This is a genomic window from Providencia sp. AGC89 (assembly GCF_053543535.1).
The window spans coordinates 92,835-110,192 of sequence record NZ_JBIXLP010000067.1; the positions used below are offsets into that span (position 1 = coordinate 92,835).

General features: G+C 37.3%; 17 protein-coding genes. 8 read left to right on the forward strand and 9 right to left on the reverse strand.

Features of this window, described 5'->3' with window-relative positions:
• Positions 1 to 150: 150 nt before the first annotated feature.
• Positions 151 to 693 (reverse strand): GNAT family N-acetyltransferase, encoded by a 543-nt coding sequence (locus tag ACIPUA_RS13545; protein ID WP_042843782.1) that lies wholly within the window; start codon positions 691 to 693, stop codon positions 151 to 153.
• A 148-nt stretch (positions 694 to 841) separates the two neighbouring features.
• On the opposite strand from ACIPUA_RS13545, the gene ACIPUA_RS13550 reads away from it, so the two are divergent.
• Positions 842 to 1,696 (forward strand): helix-turn-helix domain-containing protein, encoded by an 855-nt coding sequence (locus ACIPUA_RS13550; RefSeq protein WP_449059782.1) that lies wholly within the window; start codon positions 842 to 844, stop codon positions 1,694 to 1,696.
• A 5-nt stretch (positions 1,697 to 1,701) separates the two neighbouring features.
• Here the strand turns inward: ACIPUA_RS13550 and ACIPUA_RS13555 are convergent, their stop codons facing one another.
• Positions 1,702 to 2,598: a LysR substrate-binding domain-containing protein gene (locus tag ACIPUA_RS13555; protein WP_449059783.1), complete on the reverse strand. Its 897-nt coding sequence runs from the start codon at positions 2,596 to 2,598 to the stop codon at positions 1,702 to 1,704.
• A 115-nt stretch (positions 2,599 to 2,713) separates the two neighbouring features.
• Between ACIPUA_RS13555 and ACIPUA_RS13560 the strand changes: the two genes are divergently transcribed.
• Complete coding sequence (locus tag ACIPUA_RS13560) at positions 2,714 to 3,892, forward strand: MFS transporter (RefSeq protein WP_449059784.1); 1,179 nt, start codon at positions 2,714 to 2,716, stop codon at positions 3,890 to 3,892.
• A gap of 103 nt (positions 3,893 to 3,995) precedes the next feature.
• Entirely contained in the window at positions 3,996 to 5,054 is a 1,059-nt protein-coding gene (gene ada / locus ACIPUA_RS13565) for a bifunctional DNA-binding transcriptional regulator/O6-methylguanine-DNA methyltransferase Ada (RefSeq protein ID WP_048607206.1), read from the forward strand.
• A 212-nt stretch (positions 5,055 to 5,266) separates the two neighbouring features.
• Here the strand turns inward: ada and ACIPUA_RS13570 are convergent, their stop codons facing one another.
• Positions 5,267 to 6,499 (reverse strand): MFS transporter, encoded by a 1,233-nt coding sequence (locus ACIPUA_RS13570; RefSeq protein WP_449059785.1) that lies wholly within the window; start codon positions 6,497 to 6,499, stop codon positions 5,267 to 5,269.
• 523 nt (positions 6,500 to 7,022) lie between these two features.
• Here ACIPUA_RS13570 and ACIPUA_RS13575 point away from each other — a divergent pair.
• Positions 7,023 to 8,189: an MFS transporter gene (locus ACIPUA_RS13575; RefSeq protein ID WP_449059786.1), complete on the forward strand. Its 1,167-nt coding sequence runs from the start codon at positions 7,023 to 7,025 to the stop codon at positions 8,187 to 8,189.
• 24 nt (positions 8,190 to 8,213) lie between these two features.
• On the opposite strand, the gene ACIPUA_RS13580 is transcribed toward ACIPUA_RS13575, so the two are convergent.
• Both ACIPUA_RS13580 and ACIPUA_RS13585 read right to left on the reverse strand, forming a co-directional pair.
• Positions 8,214 to 9,404, reverse strand: a complete 1,191-nt coding sequence (locus ACIPUA_RS13580) for an MFS transporter (protein WP_105881025.1) — start codon at positions 9,402 to 9,404, stop codon at positions 8,214 to 8,216.
• A 595-nt stretch (positions 9,405 to 9,999) separates the two neighbouring features.
• Positions 10,000 to 11,157: an iron-containing alcohol dehydrogenase gene (locus tag ACIPUA_RS13585; protein ID WP_071548089.1), complete on the reverse strand. Its 1,158-nt coding sequence runs from the start codon at positions 11,155 to 11,157 to the stop codon at positions 10,000 to 10,002.
• 138 nt (positions 11,158 to 11,295) lie between these two features.
• Between ACIPUA_RS13585 and ACIPUA_RS13590 the strand changes: the two genes are divergently transcribed.
• Both ACIPUA_RS13590 and ACIPUA_RS13595 read left to right on the forward strand, forming a co-directional pair.
• Complete coding sequence (locus ACIPUA_RS13590) at positions 11,296 to 11,454, forward strand: hypothetical protein (protein WP_158516024.1); 159 nt, start codon at positions 11,296 to 11,298, stop codon at positions 11,452 to 11,454.
• 244 nt (positions 11,455 to 11,698) lie between these two features.
• Positions 11,699 to 12,583 carry a 4Fe-4S binding protein gene (locus ACIPUA_RS13595; RefSeq protein WP_449059790.1) on the forward strand — a complete coding sequence of 295 codons (885 nt, stop codon included), beginning with the start codon at positions 11,699 to 11,701 and terminating at the stop codon, positions 12,581 to 12,583.
• A 51-nt stretch (positions 12,584 to 12,634) separates the two neighbouring features.
• Here ACIPUA_RS13595 and ACIPUA_RS13600 read toward each other — a convergent pair whose 3' ends face one another.
• On the reverse strand, positions 12,635 to 13,525 hold the full coding sequence (locus tag ACIPUA_RS13600) for an alpha/beta fold hydrolase (protein ID WP_071548090.1): 891 nt from the start codon (positions 13,523 to 13,525) through the stop codon (positions 12,635 to 12,637).
• A 245-nt stretch (positions 13,526 to 13,770) separates the two neighbouring features.
• Here ACIPUA_RS13600 and ACIPUA_RS13605 point away from each other — a divergent pair, with 245 nt between their 5' ends.
• Positions 13,771 to 14,307, forward strand: a complete 537-nt coding sequence (locus ACIPUA_RS13605; protein ID WP_071548091.1) for a metallophosphoesterase — start codon at positions 13,771 to 13,773, stop codon at positions 14,305 to 14,307.
• Between the two features lie 10 nt (positions 14,308 to 14,317).
• Here the strand turns inward: ACIPUA_RS13605 and ACIPUA_RS13610 are convergent, their stop codons facing one another.
• From ACIPUA_RS13610 to ACIPUA_RS13620, 3 genes are all read right to left on the reverse strand, one after another.
• Positions 14,318 to 14,947 (reverse strand): helix-turn-helix transcriptional regulator, encoded by a 630-nt coding sequence (locus tag ACIPUA_RS13610; protein ID WP_042843776.1) that lies wholly within the window; start codon positions 14,945 to 14,947, stop codon positions 14,318 to 14,320.
• A gap of 83 nt (positions 14,948 to 15,030) precedes the next feature.
• Positions 15,031 to 15,996 (reverse strand): threo-3-hydroxy-L-aspartate ammonia-lyase, encoded by a 966-nt coding sequence (locus ACIPUA_RS13615; RefSeq protein WP_071548092.1) that lies wholly within the window; start codon positions 15,994 to 15,996, stop codon positions 15,031 to 15,033.
• Positions 15,997 to 16,023: 27 nt separating this feature from the next.
• Entirely contained in the window at positions 16,024 to 16,413 is a 390-nt protein-coding gene (locus ACIPUA_RS13620) for a RidA family protein (protein ID WP_042843774.1), read from the reverse strand.
• Positions 16,414 to 16,677: 264 nt separating this feature from the next.
• Between ACIPUA_RS13620 and alkB the strand changes: the two genes are divergently transcribed.
• Complete coding sequence (gene alkB, locus ACIPUA_RS13625; RefSeq protein ID WP_071548093.1) at positions 16,678 to 17,313, forward strand: DNA oxidative demethylase AlkB; 636 nt, start codon at positions 16,678 to 16,680, stop codon at positions 17,311 to 17,313.
• Positions 17,314 to 17,358: the final 45 nt, after the last annotated feature.

The window sequence follows — 17,358 nt, forward strand, 5'->3', positions numbered from 1 at the left end:
AAAAATGTTATAACTTTATAATTATCGAAAAATCATAGCATTAATAACAACAGGGTAGAATAATTTTATGCAGTTTGAAAAACGTGGGGAATAGTAACCAATGGAAAGCAGCCATATTGAATTTATGGCTGCTTGGTGAGTAATAAACAATTATTGTAATGATAGCCATTCTTGGGCTGTAATTCGGCTAATATCTTCTGTTTTAGTTTCTGCAATGAGCTCAATATACTGTGGGGCGAGGGTTGAATGATATTTGAACCCACATTTCTCTTGGGCTATTTTAGATTGTTGATTGCCTTGAAAATACCCGCACCATAAATTATCTAATTTCAAGTCAACAAAGGCATGGCGCATGATTTCAGACATTGCTTCTGGGATCAAACCTTTTCCCCAAAATGGTACACCAATCCAATAACTCACTTCTGCATCATTATCACCAATCGGGAAATTACTTTCGTGGTTAAAGGATAGGCCAATTAAACCGATAGCTCGATTGTCATTTTTTAGCGTAACAGCATAGATCTCTTCACGCATAAAAATATTTTTTATGATTATTCGACTTTCTTCTTCATTTTGATGAGGGGGCCAACCTGCTATTGGGCCAATTCGTTTATCTTTTGCATAAAAATATAAATCACTTGCATCTGTTTCTTGCCAAGGGCGCAAAACTAACCTGTTGGTATTAAGTATCATCCTAAAGCTCCTTATCATGCCTATTTGATATTGGAGGCTATTTTAGGTATTTATGAAAAACAAAAAAGGGCAATACATCTCCAATTTGGGTACAAATGACAACTCATTTGCTATGATTTAAACAAATCGAAGGTGAAAGAGGAAAAAGATGCTTCGTATAAAAAAACATCAAATTGAATTATTGGATGTGATTTGTTTGGGTAATACGAATATGGATGAAATGCAATTGACCCCAATAAGGCCATCTTATGTCACTGTATGTATATGCAGGCAAGGGGCAGCGGTATTTAATATTAACTTCAAACATTACACTGTTGGCAAAAGTGATATCATGGTGTTATATGATGATACTTTTGCGATGTTAAAGGCTAAATCACGCAATTTTCAGATTGACTATCTATTGATTGAGAAAAAATTTGCAACTGAAATCGCTTATTCATTGCCAAACCAATTGTTTTCATTTTTTAATGAATATCCGATTATTACTATCCCAGCTGGGAAAAAAACAGTACTTGAAAGCTGGCGGCATATTTTATTTGAAATCGTATCAAGCCGTGGCGAATATTGGCAATTGCAATTAAAAAATCACCTACAAAATCTATTTTTAGAGATTAGCAATGGGGCTCAAAATAAACTAAATAAACCGATGGAAAGAAGCCGACAAGAACAGTTGTGTTGGCGCTTTTGGGATTTAATTACGACTCATTGCAAACAACATAAAGAGGTGAAGTTTTATGCGAATGAATTAGCAATTACCCCTTTTTATTTATCGAAAATCAGCCAAGCCTTTTTTAATGACCCACCTAAAGCATTGATTGATAGACAAGTTACTCTAGAAATCAAAGCATTATTAGAGGTTGGTGAATTATCTATTAAGCAAATAGCGAGTGAATTAAACTTCGAGGATACGTCCTATTTATGTCGTTATTTTAAACGCCATACGGGTATGACGTTAACAAGGTTTAAAAACGCATTACATAAAAAAGACAAGGTTGCTGAATAGAGGATTCAGGATTCAATTTTAGTTGAATATTTTTTTATAAACTCAATAAAACAGCGTAATCGAGGGGAAACGGTTTGGTTGCGATAATACACGGCATTAATGGGTTGCCGAGTCACCACAGTTTTACTTTCCAAAATTTGTAATAATTGCCCACTTTCAAGCGCATCCGTCGTAACAAAATCTGCTGAACATAAAATACCGGCCCCTTGAACAGCGAGGTGAAATAGGACCTCGCCACTTGCAGCTGCAATATTAGGCGTAACTTTCAACAATTTTTCATCGTTGGTTTTTATCGGCCATACATTCAAGGTATCAGGCTGTGTAAAGCCTAATATGCAGTGTTTATTTAGTTCATCAATATTTTGTGGTACGCCATATTGCTTTAAATAAGATGGGCTTGCGACTAACCGTTTTTGGCTATACCCAAGTAAGGTGGCGTTAAGGGAAGAGTCTTTAAGCGTACCAATACGGAAGGCAACATCAATCCGTTTTTCTAATAAATTTGTTATCCCTTCATAATTATGTATTTCAAGTTCAACTTGTGGGTAATGCTGATAAAACAAAGGGACTAATGGTGCAATAACATGAGTGAGAAACGGGGTTGATGCATCAATGCGTAATACGCCTGAGGGAATAGATTGGCGGGCAGATAGCATTTCTTCCGCTTCTTGAGTGAGGTTAACAATTTCTCGCGCTTTTCGCAAAAATGCAGCACCTTCATCACTGAGTTTTATTGAGCGTGTTGTGCGATATATTAAGGTGGTGTCCACTTTTTCTTCAAGCCTAAGTAATAGACGACTTGCAGTTGAGACAGTGACGTTTAACTGCTCAGCAGCAGCGGTAATTGAGCCACAATCGACAACACTAATAAAGGTTTGCAGTTCTTCAAATGTTATTTTCATTATTGCATTTCCGGCAAAAGTCATTTTCACCTTAACGCCTTTTTCATTGTGTTTCAATATGAAAGAATTCGGGTTATTAATCAGCACTCATAATGTATTTTAATAAGGGTTTTGAATGAGAATAAACACAGCATTATTGGCTTTGGCGATAGGTGCGTTTGCTATTGGAGCAACAGAGTTTTCACCGATGGGAATGTTACCTTATATCGCGCAAAATATTCAGGTAGACATACCATCAGTAGGTTCTATTGTAGTGATATATGCATTAGGGGTGATGATTGGTGCGCCAATCATGACATTACTTTTAGCAAATAGACGACCGAAAATGGCTTTAATATTTTTAATGTCAATATTCACTATAGGGAATCTATTATCTGCCATGTCACCTGATTTAGTGACACTGTCACTTTCTCGTTTTATTACCAGCTTAAACCATGGCGCATTTTTTGGGTTAGGCGCAATGGTGGCCGCTAGTGTAGTACCAACGGGTAAACAAGCCAGTGCAATAGCAGCGATGTTTATGGGGCTAACAATAGCGAATATTGGTGGTGTACCATTAATGACTAAATTAACTCAAATGATAGGCTGGCGTCAGGCATTTTATTTGATTTCTGCTTTAGGTATATTGACGATTATTAGCTTGGTTTTGGCATTACCTAGCCATTTGACGAGTAAAAAAGTGAATGTGAAAAGCGAATTAGCTATTCTGCGACGACCTCAGGTATTGCTAGGGATGCTTTCAACAGTATTAGGTGCCAGTGCGATGTTTACACTTTATACCTATATAACCCCAATGTTAATGGAATTTATCCAAGCTTCAGATCAAATGATCACCATGATGTTAGTAATTATTGGTATTGGCTTTACCATTGGTAATTATATTGGAGGGCTGTTTGCTGATAAATCATTGTTTGGTACCTTAATTGTATTTTTTATTATGTTAGCGTCCAGTATGGCTATATTTCCATTTATCGCGGTAAATTCAATCGGGGCTGGTGCTGGTTTATTATTTTGGAGTATTTTTAGTTTTGGTATTGTACCACCAATCCAAATGCTTGTTATGAATGCTGCGACGGGGGCACAAGCTTTAGCTTCTTCTGTTAACATTGGGGCTTTTAATTTAGGTAATGCGATTGGAGCCGCTATTGGGGGAGTTATATTATCTCATGGTTATAGCTATTCAATGATTAGCTTTATTGGGGCGTTAATTGCTGTTTTAGGCATCAGTGTTATTCTGGTTATTTCTCGCAGAAATGCTAATACAAAACTCGTAACGGAAGTGGCGTGTAGTTAGCCAGTAGCGATTGAATAATTAAAAAGCAAGGTTCGGAGTTTCTGTGCTAGCCCAATGTTGATAATTAACGCAATAATTCTAAAGTGGAATAGGGGTCATAGCGATGGTTAATATGTGGAAATCTCCAGAGCAACGTTGGCAAGCCGTAGTCGAACGTAATAAAAATGCAGATGGTCATTTTGTTTATGGTGTGAAAACATCATTAATTTATAACCATCCTTCTGCTGCGGGGCGTTTACCGAATAGAGATAATGTTGAGTTTTTCGATAATGAGCAACAAGCCATTAAGCAAGGTTATCGTCCCGGTAAACGTCAACGTACAGAAACGGCACAATTAAACCAATTTTATAAGGAAAAAATAGAAAAGGCCTGCCGTTACATTGAACAGCAAAATCGGCCGTTGACACTGACTGAACTTGCAGAATACGTTGGAATTAGCCGTTACCATTTTCATCGCTTATTTAAGGCGCACACAGGTTTAACGCCAAAAGCTTATGCAAACGGTCTGCGACACGAAAAATTACAAGGTCAACTTCAGCAACAAGAACGAATTACTGATGCTATCTATGATGCAGGATACCAATCAAACAGCCGCTTTTATGAAACGGCAATACAGCGGCTAGGAATGACCCCAAGCGCTTGGAAATCAGGAGGGGGTGGCAGCAAAATTTATTTTGCTCTCGCTGCTTGTTCATTAGGAACTGTATTGGTTGCTCAAAGCCCAATAGGTGTCTGTGCTATCTTACTGGGAGACGACCCTGAGCAGCTATTGAGAGACTTACAAGATAAGTTCCCTAAAGCTGATCTTATCGGAGGTGATGATAAGTTTGAAAAAGTGATTGCGAAAGTTTTGGGGTTTATTGAAGCACCCGAAATTGGTTTTGACCTACCATTAGATATTAGAGGTACTGCATTTCAGCAACGGGTATGGCATGCATTACGTGATATACCCGCTGGTAAAACAGTAAGTTATAGTGAGATAGCAGAAAAAATAGGCCAACCTAAAGCGGTTAGGGCAGTTGCGAGTGCTTGTGCTGCAAATATATTAGCTGTAGCGATACCTTGCCACCGCGTGGTCAGAAATAATGGTGACCTTTCCGGTTACCGCTGGGGAATAGATCGTAAACAAGCACTATTGTTAAAAGAATCTCAACGTAAATGATTTAAATAATAAGTCATTTAGTATTGGTCATCTTTTATGATGAGTTAACTAAAGCTTAATGTGAGTCGATGGTGTAAAAGACGCCCCCCAAAAAATTAATCAGTACTTTAAAATTAAAGTACTAATCGCTTAGCTTATCGTTCTACAGCCCATTAGCAGTCATGAGTAAAGTTGATTTAGGTTTATCTTTGGGAGCTTGTGATTATGAACAATTACATAGATTCAGCCTTATTATGTTTAGTGAACAACATATAGATAAGGTATAAAGCCGTAAAACTTGCTGTGTACCCGGTAAATATTAGCCAAAAAGTTTTCAAATCTACAATACCTTCAACTGTATTGAGTTCAATTGCCCAACCACAAAGCACTGCGCCTAAAAAAGTACCGAACCCATTAACTAAAGTCGTGAAAACGCCCTGTGCTGTGGAACGAAATTCAGGGGCGATTTCTTTTTCTAAAAATAGGGCTCCCGCAATATTGAAGAAATCAAATGCACAGCCATACACAACCATTGATAAGAAGAGGGCGATGGTGCCTATGGAGGTGAAGTCACCATAAGCAAATAATCCTAAGCGTAAAATCCATGCAATCATACTGAGCAATAGGATCGTTTCAATTTTAATTTTTTTCAGCAAAATAGGTAAAAGGAGAATAAAAATAATTTCAGAAAACTGTGATATTGATAAGAATATGGTTGGATACGCAGAGAAAACAGAACCCTTAGCCTCAGGAGCTAGAGCCATATCTTGCAAAAAAGGAACACCAAAGGTATTGGTTATTTGCAATACAGAACCGAGTAGCATAGCAAAAAATAGAAATACAGCGACTCTACCTTTTTTAAATAGCTGAATAATATTTTGGCAGTTAATTTTTTTATTTTTTGATGTATTAACTCTTTTAATCGATATAAAGAAAACAGAAAAAATACTTAAAACAATAGATGCAGCAGCACTGATATATAATTGATAAAAACTCATTTCAAGTTTTAATAGACTAATAGTCCACATAGCGACAATAAAGCCAACTGTGCCATAGACTCGTATTTTAGGGAAATAGATATCAGAGCTAAGCTTTTGCTCCTCTAACATTTCAAAAACAATACTGTTACAGATTGAAATTGTTGGCATATAAAACATTAGGTGGATTAATGTCATAATGAACAGTAGGGTTATTGAATGACTATGAGCCATCGCTAGTAAGAATAAAGCAGAAATAAAATGAGAAGCGATATAAACTAGTTTACGGTTATTAATTTTATCTGCAATAAACCCTATGATAACTGGTGAGCATAGAGCGGATATCCCTAATGCACTGAATATTAACCCAATTTCACCACCTTTAAAGTGTAGGGTGTTGAAAAGATAGGACGCAAATGTAACTAACCAAGATCCCCATATAAAAAATTGTAAAAATGAAACTATCTTTAATCGAGTTGTTATATTCATATTTATACATCCTTGCCTAGTCTAAATATACTTTCATGTAATTGTTAAATTAATCACTTACACAAATTCATTTAATAATCATGTATACAAGCATCTATTGGTTATTTCTTGCATATTATAAAATATAATTTTGGGCTTTTTTTTGATGTAAAAGCGGCTTATTATAAATTAAATATTACATTGTTACTTTTATAAGCATTATTACATACTCACCGAAATGTTAATAATTTGTATTTAAAAAGAGGGTTGTTTAGGTAATTAAATATAAGAAATAGTTAACCATAAGGTTAAACTAAAAGTTGCATTAGCCTCGTAATTAGTGTTAAATTAGATGAAACCTACCTAATTACTAACCTAGAATACCCCATTTCACTCACCTCAAACTATGTGACTTTAGCCGAGTTGCGTTCATTTTGACATCTTATAGCCCAAAATCTAATTTCTTCGATTCATTAAATTTAGACTCAATTTATTAAATCTAAAACTCAAATCATATTAATTACTTCACTCGTAAGGGGATACTATGACCTCTAATCGTAATGTATTATTTTTATCTGCTGTTATTGTATATCTAGTTGGGACTACAGAATTTATGTTGTCCTCAATAATGTCGCCACTAGCACTGGCATTTGAAGTTTCGTCTGAACAAATTCCTTGGCTAATATCGTCCTATGCATTGGCATATACACTCACAGCACCTCTAATTGGTTACCTTTCTGACCAAATAGATAAGCGAAAAATTTTACTCACTGCAATATTGTTATTATCACTAGATAGTTTGGCGATTATTTTTTCGCCTAATTTTTCGGTTGCTGTAATTTTTCGCGTTATAGGGGGAGTGGCATCAGCGGCATTAGTTCCCGTTATTTTTTCCCTTATAGCCGATGTGATAAAAAGAGAAAACCAAGCAGCCGCGATGGGGAGTGTCATGATGGGAATGACTGTTGGCATTGTGACTGGGCCAATGTTAGCGGGTATTTTAGTTCAATATTTTGCGTGGTATTCGCCTTTTATATTAACGAGTTTATGTGGCTTATTCGCATTTTCTATATCATGGTTTATCTTGCCGAGTTCTAAAAAAAACCATACCTATCCCCACTCATTGAGCTGCTTAATACAAGCAAATATTTTACGTTTGATCATAGCAAAGGGATTATGGAACGGGGTTTCAGTTAGTATCTTTTTATTGTCAGGGGAAATTATAAGACAAAGAACTGCATTAGAAACAGCTGAGATTGGTATCATTATGGGGTTATTTGGTATTGGCTTGTTCATTGGTAATGCTTTGGTTGCGAAAATAGCAAAATATAAACTACAGGATGCGGCTAAACTAATCCTAATTTTATTAGGAATATTGGTTGCTTTAGTGTTATTTATTACAGGAAAATTACCCTTAGTTGGTGATTGTATCTGCTTGTTATTTATAGGGGTAGCATTAGGGGTGGCTTCACCGGTCAGTACCTCGTTATTGGCTAAAGAGAGTACTAAAAATAAAGGATTAGTATTATCTGTTTCAGAAAGCATAAATAATTTAGCTTTATTAATTACAATACCTGCATTTTCACTGCTGGTGACTGAAAATAATCTCTCAACTTTAGTACTTTCAGTCATCTTAATAATTAGTAGTGCAATTTTTCTCGTTATGGCTACGCTAAATTTACGGGTCAGGAAAAATAGGCGTTACCGTTAATGATGGAGCACTAACGGTAACGCACTATACGGTGCGTAATAATTGTTTTTTGCGTAGTCGCATCCCGTTTAACATGGATAACCATGCCAGAAAGGTAATAAACATGAGAATAATAAAAATGAAATGTGGCTGAAGCTCAGTAAGAACAACACCTGTTAACATAGGGTTAAATGCACCGCCCAATAGCCCAAGGGATTGGGCTGAAAAATAACTCGCTTTCATGCCTTCCGGTGCAATACTGTCAATTAACATATATTCTCCTGGGGCATAAATTAATTCACCTAATGTAAAAATAAAAGCGCCTGCCGCCCAGAGGTATAAATTTTCATGTGCATTCATAAAAGTTGCTAAGCCTAAAATAAAGAATAAGCTGCCTAAGGTCATTAATTTTTTTAGGTTATCCGGGGTGATACGCTTCCCTACGGTGTATTGTAATGTAACGACCACGACTGCATTCACAGGTAAAATTACTCCAATAACAACCTGAGCAAAATCACTGCTTGCCACAGTAATTGCATATTGCGAAATCCAAGTGGTAAAAGTACCAAAAACCAATGAACCCAAAAATGTGGATAAAATAAACCATGCTAAGACTTGATCACTTAGCATACTCAGTGGGTTCCATTTACGTATGTTTCCGTTTTCTAATGGCGTTGGTTTTATGCTTTGTACAAAACGTTGTATAAAAAATATTGGTAGAGCAGCTGATATAGCGGCTAAATAGAATGGTAAGTTAATACTGTACATTAATAACCAAGTACCAATGGGGGGGCCAATAGTCCAACCGATATTGATAAAGGTATAATTTAAGGAAAATATCTTTGCCTTTAAAGAGACTGTGAGTGTATCCGCAAAATAGGCTTTTAAGACCGTAGAAAACACAGAATATGAGCAGTTAATAAGAGAAAAGAACGCGATAACTAAAATAGCATTATTTACTGTGGGGATAGCGATAAACCCCAAAATAAAAGCTAACACAGCAAATAACATGCAGCGTTTTTTATCAACCCTGTCAGCAAGCATACCAAAGCCCATACTGAATAAAACACCTATAACCATTGCCAGTGACATGGCTATACCGACAATATCAATTGCCATTTGGTATTCTCGAGTTAGGTAAATTGCCATGAAGGGCAATGTTGCGCCACGTCCTATCGTTAAGAGTAGTGACGATGCAAGTAATGCGCTGTTTGATATATTAAATTTAGAAAGCATTGGCTCACAACCTAACTCATAATTGTTGTTAAAATTTTGTATAAAAAGGTCTGTAAGCTATAAAATACATAAATTTAGAGCAGTGAGAAATGGGGAATAATGCTCTGAATCGAAAACAATATTTTGCTAATGCTAATCTACCATTCACAATTAAAAATCTGGTAATTAAAGCGCCCTTATATCTAATTAAACGTTATATGCTAGATAGATAAATATGAGTAACTTAGGCTAATTATGGCCGATGTAGTTTTATAGGTATGGATGCAAACAAATGGGCGTTCAATCAAGGTAAATGATTAACCTAATTATGATTAATAATGGCTTTAGCGAGTTTGATGGGGGGTGGTATTACAGTGGTTCACTGATTAAAAATCTCCCCTCCAAATAACCGATAAACCTAGATTGAGCCAATCTACAAGGTTAGGTGGTTAGCGCAAAGAAAATCATGTAATACAGGTTTGGACATACCTGAAATTACAATTAAGTAGGTGATTATTTTGTTTATTAGAAATAATCACCTATCAATGCAAATGTGGTCAAGAAAACATTAACGGGCTTCATTAAAAAGGTTGAAGGTACAACCTTTACATAGCCGTTATAAGGCTGCGGTATACACTCGGCGGCTAACGTCCAAAGTAATATCTTGGTGTTCACCCAGCTTGACCATATCATGTGCTTTTAGACTGTTGACTAATGGTTCAATGACATCTTGGGTAAGCTGGTAATCACTAAAGCGTGTGCCTACTTGCATTTTTTCAAAAAACGCTCTTGTCAGCTCAATAGCTTTGATGGCTTTCTCTGATTGAGAACCAGCGGTAACCCCCCACACATTTTCTGCGTACTGGGCTAATTTTTCCTGTTTTTGTGGTAGTTTTTCGAGCAGCATTGAAGGAAGTACGATAGCTAATGTTTGTGCATGGTCTAAACCATATAACACTGTAATTTCATGGCCTAACATGTGGGTAGACCAATCTTGCGGTACGCCAACCCCAATCAACCCATTTAATGCTAATGTTGCAACCCACATTAAATTAGCGCGAATATCATAGTCATGAGGTGTTTCAAGTGCTTTAGGACCAATGTCTATTAACGTTTTTAGTAAACCTTCAGCAAATGAGTCTTGTACTTTAGCATTAACAGGGTAGGTTAAATATTGCTCAACAATATGTACAAAGGCATCAACAACACCATTACTGACTTGTCGAGGAGGTAAGGTAAATGTTTTTACAGGGTCAAGAATCGAGAACTGAGGAAAAACATAATCGCTCATAAATGCTAACTTTGAGTGTAATTCTTCCCTTGTAATGACGGAGCCTTTGTTCATTTCTGAACCTGTTGCTGGTAATGTCAAAACGGTACCAAAAGGTAAAGCTGTTTTGATTGTAGAGCCTCTGTTGGTAACAACTTCCCACTTATCACCAGGGTAGTTAACCGCTGCTGCCACAAATTTAACACCGTCAATGACAGACCCACCACCAACGGCAAGTAAAAAATCAAAGCCTTCTTTCTCTATTTTATCAACGGCCTTAATTAACGTTTCATAACGAGGGTTAGCTTCAATTCCACCAAACAGATCAAATTGACGCGTGCCTAATGCTTGCTCAACTTCATTCAATGTACCTGTCCTTCGGGCGCTTTCGCCACCAAACAGGATGAGAACTTTTGCATTTTGTGGAATGAGCCTGTCAAGTTCAGCGATTTTATCTTTACCAAAAACGATGCGTGTTGGGTTATAAAATTCGAAGTTATTCATAGATAAACCTTAGCCTTAAAAGTGGGTGGACTTGGTTTTTGTTAACTAATCAAGTTTAGCGCCTAAATGTATTAGATACAAATTATATAGCTATGGTAGTGATATATAACCAGCATATAATTTTGACTTGTATGATATATGGGGTGTTTAGCTAATACACTTGCAGGGATGCGTATACAAGATGAAATCAGTAGTTTTGGTCGTAAAAGTATTGCGCTAATACAAGCTGGCTGGGACCCAGTCATGCACGTTGAAAGTTATATGAGAAATGCACTGTTAGCAGCACCAATAAACTAGTACTGTATAAGTTATTATTGCTAAAAAAACATAAAGTTTTTAACTATAAATGAGTTCCCGCCCTACTAGGTGATTGAAATAGTTAAATCTTTATGTTTTTTGACATATTAGTTAGCCTAAATCATCTTTATCCACAATGTGTTGTACTAAAATAAACCTTAGATTAATGGTAAAATGTGAGCGTTGAGTAGGTGAATGTTGATTTTTACATTCGTATTTATTGCTACGATGGGAGTGCAGAATGATGAGACGTTTTATTAATCTAGAACTTCCACCAGAGCCAACAATTAATAATAACTGTGTCAGAAAACGATTAAAAAATAGTATTTGTGACAATTGTGCGACGAGTTGTCCGGTTGGTGCGGTGTCTTTTAGCCATATGGCAGCTGCAATTGATAATGAACTGTGCTTTCAATGTGGTAACTGTTTATTTTCTTGCCCTGTTGACGCTATTGAGAATATTGCTCCTCATGAACGAACCTATCAAGGTGACTTTTTGGTGGTTAACCACGATGAACCTGTCGCCAATGCAGATGAGTTAATTGTTTGGCACCGGCAATATGGCATTCGCGGCATACAGATAGCAGAGCCTTTGGTAGACAAGTGGCTGCCAACAGTTGCCTCATTGAATTTAAAGTTAAAAACGCTACAAGAACCGATTTGGCAATTACGTATTGTACAGCCGGCACAGGTGGATACCGGGCGTCGAATGATGTTATTCCGTCAAAAATTGGACGAGAAACCGTTAGATAAAGGCCAAGTAAAAACGGGGTTAAATGCAAGGAAACAATTTTACCCTGAGGATAGCTGGTTTAGAGTAGAGCTTGATACAGCAAGCTGTATTTTATGTGGTGCTTGTGCAAAAGTTTGTGATGAACATGCGATAAACATCGAAAATAACCAATTTTTAATAGATGAAAAGCGGTGTACGGGGTGTATGAGCTGCCAAGTAGTTTGTTTCCCGCAATCTATTCATGTCCACGCGCATACGGCTAAAAATAGCGAACCGATTAGTTTTAACTATTATGATGGTCAGTGCCATACTTGCCATCTACCATTTTCATCTTGGGAAGAAAACATCAATATTTGCCCCATTTGTACGCAACATAAAAAGCAAGGATGGTTATAATCACCTATATTTATGGCTCAGTTATAGAGCCATAAATAGGTACTAACCAAGCTAAACTTGGTTCTGCTTTAAATGAGTAATAATCAGAGTTGCAATTTGCGAGTTTAGAGCCGGAGGTGTTTCATGCCCCATACCCTCAATGATTTCTAATTTTGCATTCATTATATTCTCTGCAATATCCTGACCTGCAGCTAATGGGAACAAAGGGTCAATGGAACCATGAATAACTAATGTTGGTACATCTATACTTTTGATATAAGGCCGAAGATCACCCGTCATAGCCACAGCAACCATTTGCCGTTTAGTTCCTTCTGGGGAATAATTTCGAGCAAGCGCTTGCAGCACATAATCCCGATAATAATTTTCATCAAATGGGCAAATAGAGGAACTAATGCGTTGGTAAAATGCTAATTGACCGCTTAAGTACCCCTCTAAATTTTCTTTAGGGTTGGGGCTTGGGCTCATCAGCATTTGCATTACATCGGGTTCGCTTTGTGGCAGGTCGGGGTTCCCTGATGAAGACATAATTGGGCAAAGGGATAGTATACGTTGCGGGTAATTCGCAGCAACCAACTGTGCAATCATCCCCCCCATTGAGCGGCCAATTATGTGTGCTTTATCAATAGATAATAAGTCGAGTAGGCGAATTATATCCTCAGCCATATCTAATAAAGTGTAAGGAATAACAAATTGTTCCCCAGTTTGCATTTTTCCAATCAATTCACTTAAAACGATTGGTGGAAAATGTTCGATGTGGGAAGACAATCCTGAATCACGGTTATCAACACGTATAACATAAAAGCCTGCATCTGCAATTTGTTGGCAAAACGCCGAAGTCCAGCTGATATTATGGCCACCCAAACCTGGGATCAACACAACAGCAGGGTTTTTCGCTATACCAAATGAATCATAGAAAAGAGAAATTGAGGAAGGATTGGTCATTTTGTTTCCGATATTTTGAATGTTGTATTATTTATGCCGCAATTTCGCGTCCAATGCGAGTGATAAAAACAGATAAAAACTATCAACAATTAACGCTAACCTCTATGTAGGAGGAATTGGATTTTTAGGTCAATTCTGTAAGGTTATTAATTACAAGTACGTTATGATATAGGGGATAGCGCATATTTATTTGTATACTATCATTTTTAACATAATGACAATTAATATCTTTTTTCGGGTTTTATATGATTTACTTTATTTCAGATACGCACTTTTGTCACTCTAATATAATTAATCTTTGTGATCGACCTTTTCGAAGCACTAACCACATGAATGATACTTTAATTCATAACTGGAATGCTTATGTTACGGACTATGATGAGATCTACATATTGGGTGATTTTTTATATAAAGGGAACGGCAGTGATGCAAATAAAATATTACGTCGTTTAGCTGGGAAGAAATATCTCATACGGGGCAACCATGATAAATTTTTGGATGACCCAGAGTTTGACACGTCCTTATTTGAATGGGTACGAAGCTACTATGAATTGGAATACCAAAAGCAAAAATTTGTGTTATTTCACTACCCAATTTTAGAATGGCAAGGTTTTTTCCGTGACGCTATTCATTTATATGGGCATGTGCATAATTCAGGTAAAGACCCTGAGCAACGTAAACGCTTAGAAATATTGGGTTCACGTGCAATCAATGTGGGTGTTGATGTAAATGATTTTTACCCAATAAGCATTAAAAGTATTTTAAAAAAAGTAAATGGCTAAGGAAGCAAAACTAACTTGCTTTCTTAGCGTATAAATACACCGAGGCTCTTGAAATCCCAAGGTGTTGAGCAACAGTCTCCATTGCTTTTTTTACATCCAGTAAGCCTTCATTTCGTAATATCTCAATTAAATTTTTCCGTTCCTCAGCTTTTAAAGTACGCGCTGTGGTAGCTAACGAAGCTGCATATTGGTCAATACGGATGCGAATTGCCTCTGTGCCATTGGGTTCAATATGTTCTTTTATAGGGCTATTTCCCACTTCGATAAATTGAGACAACATACTTTGCATTCCCCTGAATAGCGTCATATCTAAATTAAGACAAAGCGCAGCGACATATTGCCCAGAATCATCCTTTATACCAATCGAGGTACTTTTTACTGGGCGTCCATCCGTAAACTGGTTGGTATAATTGGCTATGATATTTGGGAAATCAGGAGACTCAATTCTTGCAAGGCCTAACTCTGTTGTAGGTTCACCGATTTGGCGACCAGATAAATTGTTATGAATAGAGAGAATAGAATGTTCAGGTTTTTTAAGATCATGAACCACTACTTCACAAAAAGGGGCAAATGTTTCGCTTAATCCTTTTGCTATAATATCTATTTGCGCAAGTAATGAATTTTCTTTTAGGTCTGACATTATTCTCCCTTATTTATCTTGTATCGAAACCCTAATTTTAAACTATTTTTAATGTATCTAACAGGTGATAGGCAATTATGGGGTTAGGATATTAACTGAGCAAAGTGATGAATATCCACATTCCCTCCACTGACAATAATCCCCACTCGTTTACCTTGCAGTCGTTCTTTGTTAGCCAGAGCTGCTGCATAAGATAAGCAACCCGTTGGTTCAACGATAATTTTCATGCGTTCAGCATAAAACTTCATACAGTCGATTAATTGCGGGTCAGTAACGGTAAAAATATCATTGACAATATTTTTAATAATTTCAAAAGTATAATGGCCTAAATGTTGGGTTTGGGCACCATCTGCAATGGTTTTTGGGGTATCAATATGTACAATTTCACCGCGATAAAATGACTGTTGTGCATCATTACCCGCAAGTGGTTCGACACCATATATTTGGCAATCAGGGAGTAGTTGCTTTGTGGCAATAGCACAGCCTGAGAGCAAACCACCACCACCTAAGCACACAAAAAGGGCATCTAATGGCCCAACTTCGTCTATGAGTTCTTTAGCAGTAGTACCTTGGCCAGCAATAATATGTGGATGGTCATAGGGCGGGATAATGGTAAACCCATGTTGCTTAGCGAGTTGTTGGCAAAGTAGCTCGCGGTTTTCGGTATATCTATCAAAGTGTATAACTTTAGCCCCGTAGCCTTGGGTGGCAGCTACTTTGACCGCAGGGGAATCATTTGGCATTAGAATTGTTGCTGGGATATCGAGTAACTGTGCGGCCAAAGCAACACCTTGAGCATGATTACCTGATGAAAAAGCAATAACACCTGCTTTTTTTTGTTCTGGACTTAATTGTGCTAACGCATTGAATGCGCCTCTAAATTTAAATGCACCCATACGCTGGAAATTTTCACACTTAAAAAATAATTCAGCCCCAAATTGTTTATTTGCAGTGGTTGATGTTAATACAGGCGTTTTATGGGCAAAACCTAAAATACGTTGGGCGGCATCTTCAATATCTTGATAGCTTGGCAAAGTTAACTCAGTCATGATATTACCTCAATAAATTATCAAATTTTAAGCGTATACAGCGGTGGCTTCGATTTCTAATGCGGCGCCAAAGTGGAGCTCTGAAACCCCAGCAACAGCACGAGCGGGGCGGTAATTACCGATCCACTCAGCATAAATTTGGTTAAAACTATTCCAGTTATTCATATCGGTAATATAAATACGGACTTGCACCAAGTTGGCTTTAGTACAATTGACGGTATCTAGGCAGGCTTGCAAATTATTGAGCACAAGCTTGGTTTGCTCGGTAAAAGATATGTTTGTGGCGGCATTACCCAAAGCATCAATAGGTAATTGCCCCGATATAAAAACAAACCCATTAGCGCTAACACAATGAGAATAATGCCCTTTAGGGGGAATTAATGTAGAGGCATTCGCATATTTAATTGATTGGTTCATATTTACCTTGTTATCTATCACAACGGTGGTCTTGCATTGGAATTTTAGTCTAATATTGGATTATATGTTTAGTCAATGTTTTCCATCTAAATAACATGAGGTCTGCGTTTAAACGTGAGCAAAGCTATTCGAGTAATGTAAAGAACATCTTTCAGTAACATGGTTAGCAAAAGCGACACTATCCGGTGTTAACGAAAGTTTTGGGGTAGTATAGCGGGCAGCAGTATTATTTTTATTAGCAGCTAATAATGAGAAGTGGTCGATATGCTATTTTCCGAAGAAGAAAACACCATTCAGATTGCCCCTGATGCTTATTTATTAAAAGGCTTTTTATTAGGGCATAGCCAAGGGTTATTGAAGGATTTGAACCTTGTACTCAAGGCGAATCCTTTAAGGCACATGAAAACACCAAGTGGTTATCACATGTCAGTTGCGATGACTAATTGTGGGGATTGGGGATGGGTAACGGATGAACAAGGTTATCGTTATAGTCAGCGTGACCCTGTCACTAATTTACCTTGGTTATCAATGCCAGCTATTTTCCGTCAGTTAGCGACTTCAGCTGCAAATAGCGTCGGTTTTGATGGGTTTAAACCTGATGCTTGCCTAGTTAATCGTTATGCTATCGGGGCAAAATTATCTTTGCACCAAGATAAAGATGAAGCCGATTATTCTCATCCAATTGTCTCTTTTTCTTTGGGGCTACCTGCGCTATTTGACTTTGGAGGGATAACAAGGGATGCCGCTAAACAAGCTATCCATTTAGAACATGGCGATGTGGTGGTTTGGGGGGGACAATCACGGTTAAATTACCATGGTATAAGACGTATTAAAGCAGGGACTCACCCACTACTTGGCCCTTATCGCTTTAATTTAACTTTTCGCCGTACCCAAAACTAGTGTCGGTTGTATTCCAACTAAAGGGGGGAAATAGGTGATAAATAG

Bases quoted from the DNA above. Each gene is read 5' to 3' on its own strand.
- ACIPUA_RS13545 (WP_042843782.1), bottom strand. From the start codon at position 693: ATGATACTTAATACCAACAGGTTAGTTTTGCGCCCTTGGCAAGAAACA.
- ACIPUA_RS13550 (WP_449059782.1), top strand. From the start codon at position 842: ATGCTTCGTATAAAAAAACATCAAATTGAATTATTGGATGTGATTTGT.
- ACIPUA_RS13555 (WP_449059783.1), bottom strand. From the start codon at position 2,598: ATGAAAATAACATTTGAAGAACTGCAAACCTTTATTAGTGTTGTCGAT.
- ACIPUA_RS13560 (WP_449059784.1), top strand. From the start codon at position 2,714: ATGAGAATAAACACAGCATTATTGGCTTTGGCGATAGGTGCGTTTGCT.
- ada (WP_048607206.1), top strand. From the start codon at position 3,996: ATGGTTAATATGTGGAAATCTCCAGAGCAACGTTGGCAAGCCGTAGTC.
- ACIPUA_RS13570 (WP_449059785.1), bottom strand. From the start codon at position 6,499: ATGAATATAACAACTCGATTAAAGATAGTTTCATTTTTACAATTTTTT.
- ACIPUA_RS13575 (WP_449059786.1), top strand. From the start codon at position 7,023: ATGACCTCTAATCGTAATGTATTATTTTTATCTGCTGTTATTGTATAT.
- ACIPUA_RS13580 (WP_105881025.1), bottom strand. From the start codon at position 9,404: ATGCTTTCTAAATTTAATATATCAAACAGCGCATTACTTGCATCGTCA.
- ACIPUA_RS13585 (WP_071548089.1), bottom strand. From the start codon at position 11,157: ATGAATAACTTCGAATTTTATAACCCAACACGCATCGTTTTTGGTAAA.
- ACIPUA_RS13590 (WP_158516024.1), top strand. From the start codon at position 11,296: ATGGGGTGTTTAGCTAATACACTTGCAGGGATGCGTATACAAGATGAA.
- ACIPUA_RS13595 (WP_449059790.1), top strand. From the start codon at position 11,699: ATGAGACGTTTTATTAATCTAGAACTTCCACCAGAGCCAACAATTAAT.
- ACIPUA_RS13600 (WP_071548090.1), bottom strand. From the start codon at position 13,525: ATGACCAATCCTTCCTCAATTTCTCTTTTCTATGATTCATTTGGTATA.
- ACIPUA_RS13605 (WP_071548091.1), top strand. From the start codon at position 13,771: ATGATTTACTTTATTTCAGATACGCACTTTTGTCACTCTAATATAATT.
- ACIPUA_RS13610 (WP_042843776.1), bottom strand. From the start codon at position 14,947: ATGTCAGACCTAAAAGAAAATTCATTACTTGCGCAAATAGATATTATA.
- ACIPUA_RS13615 (WP_071548092.1), bottom strand. From the start codon at position 15,996: ATGACTGAGTTAACTTTGCCAAGCTATCAAGATATTGAAGATGCCGCC.
- ACIPUA_RS13620 (WP_042843774.1), bottom strand. From the start codon at position 16,413: ATGAACCAATCAATTAAATATGCGAATGCCTCTACATTAATTCCCCCT.
- alkB (WP_071548093.1), top strand. From the start codon at position 16,678: ATGCTATTTTCCGAAGAAGAAAACACCATTCAGATTGCCCCTGATGCT.